This window comes from Acinetobacter sp. ANC 5600, from assembly GCF_002018395.1.
In the GTDB taxonomy this organism is placed as follows: Bacteria; Pseudomonadota; Gammaproteobacteria; order Pseudomonadales; family Moraxellaceae; genus Acinetobacter; species Acinetobacter amyesii.
This window is the reverse complement of the sequence record NZ_MVKW01000004.1, coordinates 201,820-214,972: the sequence shown is the minus strand read 5'-3', so window position 1 is coordinate 214,972 and position 13,153 is coordinate 201,820. Positions and strand designations below refer to the sequence as shown.

The 13,153-nt window shown below is 41.1% G+C and carries 11 protein-coding genes; 5 read left to right on the top strand and 6 right to left on the bottom strand.

All coding sequences use genetic code 11. The annotated features are described in order from the left end of the window. The first annotated feature begins 51 nt into the window (after positions 1–51). On the top strand, positions 52–1,779 hold the full coding sequence (locus B1201_RS10620; protein ID WP_078193499.1) for a glutamine--tRNA ligase/YqeY domain fusion protein: 1,728 nt from the start codon (positions 52–54) through the stop codon (positions 1,777–1,779). A 135-nt stretch (positions 1,780–1,914) separates the two neighbouring features. Beyond that, the gene (locus tag B1201_RS10615; RefSeq protein WP_078193498.1) at positions 1,915–2,826 is read left to right on the top strand and encodes a bestrophin family protein; all 912 of its coding nucleotides are present in this window, start codon (positions 1,915–1,917) and stop codon (positions 2,824–2,826) included. 9 nt (positions 2,827–2,835) lie between these two features. On the opposite strand, the gene B1201_RS10610 is transcribed toward B1201_RS10615, so the two are convergent. Further along, positions 2,836–3,759 carry a LysR family transcriptional regulator gene (locus B1201_RS10610; protein WP_078193497.1) on the bottom strand — a complete coding sequence of 308 codons (924 nt, stop codon included), beginning with the start codon at positions 3,757–3,759 and terminating at the stop codon, positions 2,836–2,838. 96 nt (positions 3,760–3,855) lie between these two features. Between B1201_RS10610 and B1201_RS10605 the strand changes: the two genes are divergently transcribed. Together B1201_RS10605 and B1201_RS10600 are read left to right on the top strand one after the other, a co-directional pair. Continuing rightward, complete coding sequence (locus B1201_RS10605; RefSeq protein ID WP_078193496.1) at positions 3,856–4,920, top strand: aldo/keto reductase; 1,065 nt, start codon at positions 3,856–3,858, stop codon at positions 4,918–4,920. 79 nt (positions 4,921–4,999) lie between these two features. Continuing rightward, the gene (locus B1201_RS10600) at positions 5,000–5,458 is read left to right on the top strand and encodes an SRPBCC domain-containing protein (RefSeq protein ID WP_078193495.1); all 459 of its coding nucleotides are present in this window, start codon (positions 5,000–5,002) and stop codon (positions 5,456–5,458) included. A 139-nt stretch (positions 5,459–5,597) separates the two neighbouring features. Here the strand turns inward: B1201_RS10600 and B1201_RS10595 are convergent, their stop codons facing one another. Beyond that, entirely contained in the window at positions 5,598–6,134 is a 537-nt protein-coding gene (locus B1201_RS10595; RefSeq protein WP_078193494.1) for a lecithin retinol acyltransferase family protein, read from the bottom strand. A gap of 135 nt (positions 6,135–6,269) precedes the next feature. Here B1201_RS10595 and B1201_RS10590 point away from each other — a divergent pair, with 135 nt between their 5' ends. Beyond that, positions 6,270–7,046: a phosphodiester glycosidase family protein gene (locus B1201_RS10590; protein ID WP_228144778.1), complete on the top strand. Its 777-nt coding sequence runs from the start codon at positions 6,270–6,272 to the stop codon at positions 7,044–7,046. A gap of 56 nt (positions 7,047–7,102) precedes the next feature. On the opposite strand, the gene B1201_RS10585 is transcribed toward B1201_RS10590, so the two are convergent. The 4 genes from B1201_RS10585 to putA form a co-directional block, all read right to left on the bottom strand. Then, a complete protein-coding gene (locus B1201_RS10585) occupies positions 7,103–7,351 on the bottom strand; it encodes a hypothetical protein (protein ID WP_078193493.1) in 249 nt (82 codons plus the stop codon). Positions 7,352–7,614: 263 nt separating this feature from the next. After that, positions 7,615–7,839 carry a hypothetical protein gene (locus B1201_RS10580; RefSeq protein WP_078193492.1) on the bottom strand — a complete coding sequence of 75 codons (225 nt, stop codon included), beginning with the start codon at positions 7,837–7,839 and terminating at the stop codon, positions 7,615–7,617. A 252-nt stretch (positions 7,840–8,091) separates the two neighbouring features. Beyond that, the gene (gene trmA, locus B1201_RS10575; RefSeq protein ID WP_078193491.1) at positions 8,092–9,174 is read right to left on the bottom strand and encodes a tRNA (uridine(54)-C5)-methyltransferase TrmA; all 1,083 of its coding nucleotides are present in this window, start codon (positions 9,172–9,174) and stop codon (positions 8,092–8,094) included. A gap of 229 nt (positions 9,175–9,403) precedes the next feature. Continuing rightward, positions 9,404–13,135, bottom strand: a complete 3,732-nt coding sequence (gene putA / locus B1201_RS10570) for a trifunctional transcriptional regulator/proline dehydrogenase/L-glutamate gamma-semialdehyde dehydrogenase (RefSeq protein ID WP_078193490.1) — start codon at positions 13,133–13,135, stop codon at positions 9,404–9,406. Positions 13,136–13,153: the final 18 nt, after the last annotated feature.

Genomic DNA, 13,153 nt, shown 5'->3' with positions numbered 1-13,153 from the left:
AAAGCGTTTTAATTATCCTAATTTTATCTTTATAGAAGTGATTTTATTACCATGAAGCCAAACGATGTTGTTTCATCCCTGCCTAACAATCCGACAACCAAGAACAATGCCCCTGTCGAAGCTGCGCAGCAGGAACAACAGCCAGGCTTAGATTTTGTACGTCAAGTCATTACAGATGATTTATCTGCAGGTCGTACCGAACAAGTTGTAACACGTTTCCCACCAGAGCCAAATGGCTACCTACATATTGGTCATGTAAAAGCTATTTGTCTAAACTTTGGTATTGCTCAAGAATTCGCAGGTCTATGTAACCTCCGTTTTGACGATACAAACCCGGATGCCGAAGAGCAAGAGTATGTAGACGGTATTGCCAATGACGTGAAATGGCTAGGTTTTGAGTGGAACGGCGAGCCACGTTATGCATCAAGCTATTTTGATCAGCTTTACACTTGGGCAGTGCAATTGATTGAACAAGGTGATGCTTATGTGGATTTGCAGAGCCCTGAAGAAATCAAACTAAACCGCGGTAATTTTGTGGAGCCGGGTAAAAACTCGCCGCAACGTGATGCTAGCGTAGAAGAAAACTTAGCGCGTTTTGAACAAATGCGTAATGGTGAGTTGGGAGAAGGTCAGGCAGTACTACGTGCCAAAATTGACATGACTTCACCTAACATTCATATGCGTGATCCTATTTTGTATCGTATTTTGCATTCTGAACATCACCAAACTGGTGATAAATGGAAAATGTACCCAATGTACGATTATGCGCATCCATTATCAGATGCCATTGAAGGGGTTACGCATTCACTGTGTACACTAGAGTTTGTTGATCACCGTCCATTTTACGACTGGGTTGTCGAGAAAGTTAAATCACCATCTGTACCACATCAGTATGAATCAAGCCGCCTAAATGTAGATTACACCATTACCTCTAAACGTAAATTACGTAAATTGGTTGAAGGTGGATTTGTGAATGGTTGGGATGACCCGCGTATGCCTACCGTTGTGGGTATGCGCCGTCGCGGCTTTACCCCAGAAGGTCTGCGTGACTTCTGTAAACGTGTTGGCGTAACTAAAGTCGATGGTAGTATTGTTGATGTTGCAATGCTTGAATACTGCATCCGCCAGTCTCTAGAAAATACTGCTTCGCGTGGTATGGCAGTGTTGAATCCACTCAAAGTGACTTTAACTAACTTGCCTGAAGCAATGGATTTAGTGCATGCACGTCATCCAAATGTAGACATGGGTGACCGTATCATTCCGTTGACTCAAGACATTTACATTGATCGTAAAGACTTTGAAGAAGTTGCGCCTAAAGGCTTTAAACGTCTGATTCCGGGCGGTGAAGTGCGTTTACGTCATGCGTATGTCATTAAGTGTGATGAAGTGATTAAAGATGAGAACGGTGAAGTGGTTGAATTGAAATGTTCAATCGACCCTGAAACTTTAGGTAAAAACCCTGAAGGCCGTAAAGTGAAAGGTGTTGTACATTGGGTTTCTGCAAGCAAGGGTATTGCTGCGGAAGTTCGTATCTACGACCGTTTATTCACTGAATCAGACCCTGAAGTGGGTGATGACTTCCTTGCAAACTTAAATCCAGAATCACTTAAAGTGGTTCAAGCGGTCATTGAGCCTGCATTGGCAGAAGCAAAACCTGAAGATCGTTTCCAATTTGAACGTGAAGGTTACTTTGTTGCAGATCAGTTTGATCATACAGCTGAAAAACCAGTGTTTAACCGCATCTTAGATTTGAAAGACAGTTTTAAACCGGGTAAATAAAATCTTAGTTTTTAAAGGGATTCATCTTTGAATCCCCAATAGGTTAAGATCAAGTAGGTTAAGATTAAGCTCAACTTCGGTTGGGCTTTTTTCATGCTTGAGATGGTTCATTAAGGCAGTACAGAGGGGAAATAAGTGATCATTCGAAATAAAAATAATAGCTTTAAACTTTTATTTGCATGGCATGGCACGATACTCCCAAAAGTCATGCCTGCGTTGGCTGTCGTCGTGAGTTTGTCGGCGATTTTGGTGTATCTAAGCGCTGCACACTACCTGAATACGCCTGAAGTTCCAGCCATCGGATTTACCATCTTTGGGGTGATTCTGTCGATTTTTTTGAGCTTTCGAAATACTGCCTGTTATGACCGTTGGTGGGAAGGGCGCAAGCTTTGGGGCTCATTGATTGCCAATACACGCCACATGATTCGTGATAGCCATGTCCTTGAAGATGAGCAAAGAACCGTGTTGATGTACCGCATCATGCTGTTTTGCAATTTGTTACGTGATCGCTTACGCCATGAATCACAAGATATTGCACATTTTAAAGACGGCGTAGCTTTGATGGATCAGCAATGGCAGCAATGCCGAGACAATATCAATGCACCACAGTATTTACTTGAAATTATTCAAAAAGATTTAGTCAAAACCTATAAACAAGGTCAGATTACAGACATTATTTACAGCACGCTCACACGTCATACTGTAGCGATGGGTGATATCCATGCAGGCTGTGACCGTATCATGACCACGCCATTACCATTTTCCTATTCGGTGCTTTTGCATCGCGCAGTGTATTCATTTTGTCTGATTTTGCCATTTAGCCTAGAGGCCAGTTTAGGGATATGGACAACTGTCATTGTGGCTTTGATTGCATATTTATTTTTAGGTTTGGATGCGTTAAGTGCAGAACTGGAAGAGCCTTTTGGCTTGCAGGAAAATGATTTACCGCTGGACTCGATTGTACGAAACATTGAGCGTGAAATGTATAGCAGCTTAGAAGTTGAACTTCCGCCGCTGATTAAGACTTTTAACAGTAATTTAAGATAAATTTTTGGCCTAATTTTCAGATAAATTCGGCGATACGTACCAAGCATATTGATGCTGAAAATAATCGTCCAAGTGTCGCATAAAAGCCTGTACTTTAGGCGGAACAAAATGTCGATGCGGAATTACCACATAGATTGCAGTACTTTGAACAGGGATCTTGGGTAGAACTTGGATAAGTCGGCCAGAGAGTAGATCGTCCTCCACATGCCAGATGGAGTGGTTTGAGATGCCTAAACCTGCAAGTGCTGCTTGGCGTACGCCTTCACCTGAGTTGATATGAACTTGTCCTGAAACAGGTATATTTATGTTGTGTTGATCTTGGACGAATGTCCAAAGCTGCGAAACACCCTTAGGGTATTTCTGTAAAATGCATTGGTGTATAGAGAGCTCTTCTAGGGAGTGAGGTTCGCCATGTTGTTCGATATAGCTAGGCGAGGCACACAAAATACGACGGTTTAAGCTGAGCGGTTTAGCAATCAGTGATGAGTCTTCTAACTGTCCAATACGTATCGCAACATCTAAACCTGCGGAGACCAAATCTAAATTTTGATCGGTCTGTTCAATATCCAAAGTCAATGTTGGATGCAACTTGGCAAAGGCTGCAAATACTGGCCCTAAAATACGATTTCCAAAAACTTCTGAACATGTGATTTTTAATACGCCGCTGAGTTGTTGTGGTTCAGGCTGAAATTGGCTCAGGAGAGAATTAAATTGTTCGAATAAGGGAAAACCTTGCTGCAATAAAACAGCACCTTCCTGTGTTAAATGTAGCTGCCGTGTAGTGCGATGAAATAAGCGCAGCCCTAAACTTTGTTCGAGTCTGTGTAGACGGCTACTAGCGACAGAAACAGAGAGATTGGCCTCTTTAGCGGCTTGACTGATTGAACCCAGTGTCGCCATTCGTGTGAATAACTCGAAATCTTCAGTTAGCATTATCAATATAATCAAGAAAGTCTTTCTTGATATTCAGGGTTTTTCTGATAAATATCTGTGCCTATTCTGTGTATAAATCAAACACAGGAAATATCTATGAACTATCACAATCTAGGGCAATCTGGCTTACAAGTTTCAGAGTTCGGCTTTGGTGCAGGTACATTTGGCGGGCAAGGCCCAATTTTCTCTGCATGGGGGCAAGCGAGCTTAAATGAAGCTCAGCGCATGATTGATCTGTGTATTGATCAAGGCGTGAATTATTTCGATACCGCAGATGCTTATTCTAATGGTGCCTCTGAGCAGATGCTCGGTGCATTACTTCAATCAAAACGCCAAGAGGTGATTATTTCCAGCAAAGTGGGTATTCGATTGAATGATGGAATCAATCAAGGTGGATATTCTAGAAACTATTTAATACAAGCCGTGGAGGCGAGTTTAAAACGGTTAGGCACAGATTATATTGATGTGCTGCAGCTGCATCAGTTTGATAGCACGACGCCACTTGAGCAGCTGATGCGCAGTTTAGATGACTTGGTAGGTAGTGGAAAAGTTCGCTATATCGGTGCATCGAATTTTTCAGGCTGGCAGCTTATGAAAGCACAGTCGATTGCCCAACAGCATGGCTATGAAAAGCTAAGTGTGCATCAAGTCTATTATTCTTTGATTGGACGTGACTATGAATGGGAGTTGATGCCTGCGCAGCATGATCAACAGATTGGTGCAGTGGTTTGGAGTCCGCTAGGCTGGGGGAGATTAACAGGAAAATTTGATCGTGAGCATGCGATTCCAAAGCAAAGTCGGCTGCATGAAACAGCACAATTCGCACCGCCAGTTCGACATGAAAAGTTATTTGCAGTGTTAGATGTAATGCAAGAAATTGCCATGGAAACAGGGCACTCTATCCCGCAGATTGCATTGAATTGGCTGAAAACCAGACCGACTGTGTCTAGTATTTTGATAGGCGCACGCAATGAACAGCAACTGTTGGATAACCTTGCGGCGAAGGAATGGTCATTAAGCGTAGAGCAGTTAGCCCGATTAGACGCAGTCAGTGCAGTGTATCCACCTTATCCATATTATCCCTATTGGAATGGGCAATTTACAGAGAAGAATCCCACGCTAGTGACATCAGCCTTTATTTCAGAACATACAGCAGAATAGGGCAATAACAATTCAGTGGTAGGCAATGATCAGTTCTCTGTGCTATCACTGAATAAAATTAAAATATGAAGGAATGCTGATGAGTGTCGTGATTGAAACCCAGATGTTAATTCGTAAGTCCATCAATATCGTATTTAATGCTTTTGTTGATCCTTTAATTACACAGCATTTTTGGTTTAGTGCATCGAGTGGCTATTTAGAAGAAGGTAAAACCGTGCAATGGACTTGGCAAAAATATAATGCAGTCGCCAATGTAGACGTACTGAATATTAAGGAAAACCAATTAATTCAAATACAGTGGGGAGAACCAAAAACTCAGGTCGATTTTATTTTTGAGCAAATTAGCCCGATGGAAACCTATGTCCGCATCAAAAATTCAAAGATTCCTCTGCAAGGTCAGGCATTGATTGATTTTATTATTGATAGTACAGGGGGTTTTACAACGGTTTTGGATGCAGCCAAAATTTATTTAGAACATGGCCTGCAAAGCAATTTGGTTGAAGATAAATTTCCACCTTTTAGCAATGCGAACTTTTAGTAATGTGAAGAGTGACCAAAATTAAGCATGACATCTGATACGCCGTAAGGAAAAGCTTGTGTATTAGCGCAGTATTTCTAAGCAATGTGCTGATGTATTGAAATTTGATAAAGCCACGGTTCAATGCTGCTGCAGTGAATTAACGATTTTTATGTTCTTCACGCTTTAAATAGGTATAAACCGGCATTTGCATTTTGGCTTTTTCGCGCAGTTTCTTTTTGATATAGAACACCAGTGCAAAGCAAGTGGTGGTCACGGTCAGCATCATACTGCTCATAAAACTCATCAGAGAACTGACATAGCCAATCGTGGTGAGTCGGTTCATCATACGGAACACTTGAGGACTACTTTCAACGCCGGTAATAGCCCATGTGCATAAGTGTTCACAGTTATTAATAATCAGATGATAGTTGTTTTCATGCATGCGAGAGCGCATACGACGCACCACTTTACGACCTTTAAATTTTGGATTGCTATATGACTGAACGATAATTTTTTTGCCGTGGCTGAATTTTTCGATCGAAGTCATTTCAATTGGATGTTTTTTGAAAAGGTGTGCAAAACCCGAGTAGTGAATGACTCTACCGCGGCCGGCATATATGCCATGATGGCTATAACCGAAGTGTTTAACAATCAGATGTGTTCCAAGAGGAAAACCATCTTTCTGCACGTGCATGAATTTACCAGTCCTACTTTAAATCCGAATTATTTTTAAAGATTAGTCTACTTTTAATCTGTGAATTAATCGACTATTTTAGCGATGATTTAGCTAAAATTTGTTCGATTTTTAACGTGCACTATGGATAGGGTCATGCTTGGTCTTCAATCAACCTCAATGTTTAAAAAAATGCGCTTTATGATGCTGCTTGGTCTGATTTTCTCACCGACTATTTCCTATGCCAAGATTCAAGCGAAACGTGTCAGTCAGCCCATTGCCGTGGATGTGGTTGAAATTTCGGATCTGAGTCAACTAAAGCTCTATTTATATGATGCAGAGCAGCAGCCATATCGAGACTTACAGCGTTTAAAGCAGGCATTAGCGCGTAAATGTAATACGATGAACTTCGCAATGAATGCAGGGATGTATCATGCAGATTTAGCGCCTGTTGGTCTTTACGTTGAAAATGGGCTGCAGAAAAAAGCCTTGAATCGTGCAACACGAGGCTTTGGTAATTTTTTAATTCAGCCGAATGGTGTTCTAGCATGGAATGACAAGCAAGCGGTGATATTAACTACACAAAAATATGCTTCCACAAATTTTAATGCACGTTATGCGACGCAGTCAGGCCCGATGCTGGTGGTAGATGGAAAAATCAATTCAAACTTTATCCCACAGTCAGATTCATTGAAAATCCGCAATGGTGTGGGGATCAAAAACGGCAAGTTGTATTTTGTGATCAGTCGTGAAGGCGTGTCATTTTATGCATTTGCACAATATTTTAAGCAGCAATTATCGATTAACAATGCCTTGTATTTAGATGGATCTGTGTCTAGTGCAGATATCCAAGCGTTGAATAGACATGATTCAAGTTTGAAACCTTTAGGGCCAATTGTAGCGTATACAACAGCATCTCAATGCAAACAATAAAAGCCCGAATGGTCAGGCTTCATGTATACAGTCTTTAGATTGATAGCAACTACTGTTTATTTGCCAACTAAACCTAAAAAGGTACTTTGGGTTTGGCACATTTGAATGGCTTGTTCTTTAGATTGTTTTTTAATACTGTCTTCAAACTGTTTTTTCTGTTCTTTGATTTGCTCTTCGTTTAAGCCCATTTGTTTCGATAAGGCTTCGAGTTTGTCCCAAGATTCTTCGCATTCTTTGGGAATTTGGCTACAAGCACTTAGACTAAGTATGCAGCAGGCGATTAGGCAAATTGTTAATTTATTCATGTTCATTCCTTTAGTTTTTATATCAATCCAGTTTAGTGGTTATCTGCTTTTTATTTGATGCAATATTAGGTTTTATTGTCGTGTGTTTAAAAATTAGACATCACTGAGTTGCCTTGGAGCATAGCATAAAAGCTGTAAATAGCGATGTGGCCAATCCACAAAACCTGATCTGTAAATAAGCGGCATACTTTTGATTAGACTAAAAAATGAAAAAGGCACTCTGTAAAACAGAATGCCTTGTTTGAACATTGAATGTTCAGACTCTACTGTAGAGGTAGATGCTGGATTTCATTTAATTCCTTACGGCTATAACCGCGCGAAGCGAGTACTTTTTTGATACCGAGGATAACATCTTCATCCGTTGCCTTTGTAAGAGCAGCAATAAGCTGTTCATTGGTTTTACAAGAGCAATCATTTTCAACACAGGCAATTTGATTCTTATGCCCGTTTTGCTGTTCTGTAGCGAACAACTTATGCCAAAAACTCATAGAGCCTTCATTTGCGACCTAACATAGGACGAAATATAACCAATCCAATAAATAAAGCAAGACTACTAAAGTGATATTTTAGCCAGTTGAATGATCATTTTTTCGATTGGACTTTTAGAATCTTTGCCTAATTGATATAAAAAGGTATCCATTGCACTGCATGTGGCGAGAAAATAAAGCTTTTTTAGCATATAAAAAAGGAGCTTTTAGAAAGCTCCTTTTATGACAACAACATGACTTGAAATAATTTGTTTAAATCTTCTCAAGAAACACACCAGACTCTACATGGTGTGTATAAGGGAATTGATCAAACAAGGCAAATTTACTGATTTTATGCGTTTGTGAAAGCAGTTTAAGATTGTCATGTAAAGTATCTGGGTTGCATGAAATATAGATAATGCGTTCAAAACGTTGCAACAGTTTTAGTGTTTCATCATCGATACCTGCACGCGGTGGATCGACAAATACCGTATCGAAGTTATAGCTTGAAATTTCAATCTCAGCTTCTTCAAGGCGGCGGAATGTACGTTCAGCATTGTAGGCTTGGGTAAACTCTTCAGCTGAAAGACGAGCCACTTGGATATTATCAATACCATTTTGCTCAATATTCCACTGCGCGGCATAAACTGAAGACTTGGCTAATTCGGTTGCCAAAACGCGATTAAAGCGTGTTGAAAGAGGCAGTGTGAAATTACCATTACCACAGTAGAGCTCAAGTAAGTCTTTGTCTGAGTGATCCGCAACCTGACACGCCCATTCCAGCATTTTTTGACATACGCCGGCATTTGGCTGTGTGAAGCTACTTTCAATTTGTTTATACTGATATTTACGGTCAAATACTTGGAGTTCTTCAACCACATAGTCATCAGTTAAAATCACGCGCTGACCACGACTACGACCATAAATCTTGATATTGAGCTTTTCAGACAGCGCTTTGGCAGCAACTTCCCATTCAGCATTGAGCGGGCAGCGGTAAACCAATGAAACCAGCATTTCACCTTTCAGCGTTGCTAAGAAATGAACCTCAAATAATCGGCTAGATAAGATCTCTTGTGCCTTGAGTTCATTTAATAATACGGGCATTAAATCATTAATGCTTTTATCTGCAATCGGGAAATCTTTAATTTCGACAACTTGTTTTTCATTGTCTGCATTGCGTTCAAACATTGCATAGAACATATCATTTTCAGTATGCCAAATTCGGAATTCCGCTCGCATACGAAAGTTTTGTTCAGCAGAAGGAAAAACTTCTAAAGAGGGAGGGTTGTATTCTGAAAATTGAGCCGTAATGCGGGCAACTTTGGCATCAAGTTGTTGCTGATAAGTTGAAGTCATATGCAGTAAAAAATCGCAAACATATTAAAAAAAGTCATGTTAGCAAAATTCACCTTATAAGACTAAATTAATTCCACTTTTGGCTGTATTTATCTGTCGAGAGGATGAGTCTGAATGCGCTAAACAGAATATTTATCTAGGGGTAGTTAAAAAAACGCTCAATCTTTATGGAACATTCATAAAGATTGAGCTAAGTGAGGAACTGATTAGTTGGAGTTCAATTCAGTGTTTAATTCATTGTCATTAAGCTGGCATTACCACCGGCTGCCGCTGTATTGACACTGATTGCCCGTTCAATCACGAAACGTTCTACAGGGATGTCATATTGGCCTGAAGCTAAATGTGTAATGCCAATAATTGCACCTTCACGAGACGCGATGACTTGTTGAATTTTTAATAACTCAGCTTTTTCACCATGATGTAAAACCGCATCAAAATTACCATGATAAAGATCCGTGATCACTTTAAATTGGTCCACGAGGATTTTCGGCATGCTATTTAAGTGTTTCAACACAAAAGTATTGTCTGCAAGTACGACGAGTTCACTACCCACCGATAAAATCGCAGCAATTTGATTCAGTTGATCTGCATCATTATTAGCCAATGAAAGCACACCTTTACGTGCCAAAATGGCATATTGGTTGTTTTCACCAGTTGGGCCTTGCAGTTCAAAACTTTGTCCTGCAGCTATGGCCTGCGGTGTTTGAATAGCAATGCCTGCAAAATGTTGCTTCGCCCAAGTGTTAAAAGCTTCATATGCAGGGAAGTGTGCAGCTTGTGTTTCTGCCTGAGCCGCATAAGGTGTAGCCAATTTTTTCTCAGAAACTTGATGCATTAAACGGTAAAGATATAAAGGACCGCCCGCTTTTGGACCAGTACCTGATAAGCCTTCGCCGCCAAAAGGTTGTACACCGACCACTGCACCTACAATATTACGGTTAATGTACAAGTTGCCGACTTCTGCATGACCGATGACTTTTTGAATCGTGTCATCAATACGTGTATGCAAGCCCATGGTTAAACCATAACCTTTGGCATTAATTTGTGTTAATAGGTTTTCAATCTCACCATATTTGTAGGTAATTAAATGCAATACTGGCCCAAAAACTTCGCGTTCTAAATCATTTAAATTTGGCAGTTCAATCAAAGTTGGTGCAACGAAAGTTCCCGTACTTAAGGCATTGCTATCAGCATTAAACATGATTTGATGTACTGGATAGCCTTTGCTACGCATCTTCTCAATATGTTTTTCAATATTTTGCTGTGCTTCAAGGTCGATCACTGGGCCAATGTCAGTTGCTAAAAGTGCAGGATTTCCGACACGAAGTTGCTTCATCGCACCTTGTAACATGGTACGGACAACGTCCACATTATCTTCTTGTACACAGAGAATACGTAGGGCAGAACAGCGTTGACCTGCACTGTCATAGGCAGAGTTAACGACATCCAATACCACTTGTTCTGTCAATGCTGATGAGTCAACAATCATGGCATTTTGACCACCAGTTTCAGCAATCAATACCACGCTCTCGCCAAATTGGTTTAAGCGCTGTGCCACGGTTTTTTGCAAGATACGTGCGACTTCCGTTGAACCTGTAAACATGATGCCTTGGACACGTGAGTCCGCGCTGAGTTTGGCACCAATGGTTTCGCCACGGCCAGGAAGGAGTTGCAATACATCAAACGGAACACCTGCTTCCCATAAAATATGTACAGCTTGAGCAGCAATTAGCGGTGTTTGTTCAGCAGGCTTGGCAATCACGGTATTACCTGCAACCAAGGCCGCCGCAATTTGACCTGTGAAAATAGCCAACGGGAAGTTCCACGGGCTAATGCACAGCACAGTACCAAGGGGTTCAATTTGCGTATTTTCAGCTAGATCAATCATTTGAGCCGCATAATAACGTAGAAAATCTACAGCTTCACGGACTTCAGCAATAGCATTGGCATAAGTTTTACCGCTTTCACGTGACAATAACACCATCAGAGATTGCAATTGTGCTTCCATTAAATCTGCCGCACGGTTTAAGCATGCTGCACGCTGGTCTTTGGCTAAAGTTTTCCATGAAGCTTGGGCATTGACCGCATTATTGAGAGCGATTTCCGCTTGTTCTAAACTGGCTTCACTGACACTGCCAACCACATCACTACGGTTTGCAGGGTTTGTAATGTTGATACTTGCAGTATGAATTTCTTCTAAATTAGCACCCATTGCACTAGCATGCCACTGGGTATGTGCATGCTGTGCTGCCGTGGTGTTGAGCTGAGATAAGTCGCGATCATTGGCTAAATCGAGTCCTTTTGAGTTGCGACGTTCTGTGCCATACAAATCTTGCGGAAATGGGATAGAAGGATGCTTAGCGCCAATGATACCTTCTTTTTCAGCCGTCGCTAATATCGTCTGTCTTGGATTTTCAATTAAATCTTCAATTTTTAAGTTTTTATCTGCAATACGGTTGACGAAAGAGGTATTCGCACCATTTTCCAGTAAACGTCGAACCAAATAGGCCAATAAGGTTTCATGGTTACCCACTGGTGCATAAATACGACACGGCACCCCCAGTTTGTTGTCAGACTTCGAACCGACCACTTGTTCATAGAGGGGTTCACCCATGCCGTGCAGGCACTGGAATTCATACTGGCCTGGATAGTAAAGCTCTGGCTGTGCTAATTGGTAGATCGTAGCAACAGTTTGCGCATTGTGTGTTGCAAACTGAGGATAAATTTGCTCAGGTGCTGCCAAGAGTTTTTTAGCACATGCAATATAAGATAGGTCGGTATGAACTTTGCGCGTAAATACAGGATAGTCACTCATACCTTCAATTTGCGCTTTCTTAATTTCGCTGTCCCAGTATGCACCTTTCACTAAGCGGATCATTAAACGTTTTTGGCTACGCTTAGCGAGGTCAATAATATGGTCGACCACATAGAAACAGCGTTTTTGGTAGGCTTGAATCACAAATCCAATACCTTTCCAGTCCGCTAATTTAGGCTCAAAACATAGGCGCTCAAGTAGTTCCAAAGAAATTTCAAGGCGGTCAGTTTCTTCAGCATCAATGTTTAGACCAATATTGTAATGCTTGGCTAATACAGCAAGTTCAAGCACTTTGCCATAAAGTTCGTTATGTACACGGTCGATCTGTGAGCGTTGGTAGCGTGGGTGTAGGGCAGATAATTTGATTGAAATACCTGCACCGTTATAAACATCCTTACCTTCAGAAGCTTGTCCAATCGCGTGGATCGCATCGGTATAGTCTTGATAATAACGTTCTGCATCAGGTTCAGTTAATGCTGCTTCACCCAACATGTCATATGAATAGCGGAAGCCTTTATCTTCTAAAATTTCTGCATGTTTAAGCGCTTCATTGATGGTTTCGCCTGTAACAAACTGTTCGCCCATCATACGCATAGCCACGTCGACAGCTTTACGGATAATGCCACGACCACTGCGTGCTAAAATACCCGTCAATAGACTAGACAGACTTTTTTGTTGAGGGGTTTCCATCAGTTTGCCTGTCAGCATTAATCCCCAAGCAGCAGCATTAACGAACATGAGGCTACTTTGGCCAACATGATCTTTCCAGTTACCTTGGTTGATTTTATCTTTGATCAGTAAATCACGTGTTGCTTTGTCTGGAATACGGAGTAGCGCTTCAGCTAAACACATGAGCGCGATGCCTTCCTGAGAAGACAATGAAAACTCTTGTAGCAAGCCTTGCACAATGCCTGCTTTACCTGTACCGCTTTTACGTTCACGTAATGAGTGGGCTAAGTCAAAAGCCAATTGTTGAATTTGATCGCTGATCGGGGAAGGGATTTCACTGTGTGCTAATAAGTTATCAATACACTCAGTTTCAGCACGACGCCATGCTGTATTAATCGATTGTTCAAAGCTATTCTTGTCTTTAAATTCAGTGATGTAGTCATCGCTTCCCGTGACTTCAAATACTTTTCCATTCATGTTTCAATTTTCCGTGTC

Excerpts from the sequence above, each read along its gene's own strand:
- B1201_RS10620 (WP_078193499.1), top strand. The coding sequence starts at position 52 with ATGAAGCCAAACGATGTTGTTTCATCCCTGCCTAACAATCCGACAACC.
- B1201_RS10610 (WP_078193497.1), bottom strand. The coding sequence starts at position 3,759 with ATGCTAACTGAAGATTTCGAGTTATTCACACGAATGGCGACACTGGGT.
- B1201_RS10605 (WP_078193496.1), top strand. The coding sequence starts at position 3,856 with ATGAACTATCACAATCTAGGGCAATCTGGCTTACAAGTTTCAGAGTTC.
- B1201_RS10600 (WP_078193495.1), top strand. The coding sequence starts at position 5,000 with ATGAGTGTCGTGATTGAAACCCAGATGTTAATTCGTAAGTCCATCAAT.
- B1201_RS10595 (WP_078193494.1), bottom strand. The coding sequence starts at position 6,134 with ATGCACGTGCAGAAAGATGGTTTTCCTCTTGGAACACATCTGATTGTT.
- B1201_RS10590 (WP_228144778.1), top strand. The coding sequence starts at position 6,270 with ATGCTTGGTCTTCAATCAACCTCAATGTTTAAAAAAATGCGCTTTATG.
- B1201_RS10585 (WP_078193493.1), bottom strand. The coding sequence starts at position 7,351 with ATGAATAAATTAACAATTTGCCTAATCGCCTGCTGCATACTTAGTCTA.
- B1201_RS10580 (WP_078193492.1), bottom strand. The coding sequence starts at position 7,839 with ATGAGTTTTTGGCATAAGTTGTTCGCTACAGAACAGCAAAACGGGCAT.
- trmA (WP_078193491.1), bottom strand. The coding sequence starts at position 9,174 with ATGACTTCAACTTATCAGCAACAACTTGATGCCAAAGTTGCCCGCATT.
- putA (WP_078193490.1), bottom strand. The coding sequence starts at position 13,135 with ATGAATGGAAAAGTATTTGAAGTCACGGGAAGCGATGACTACATCACT.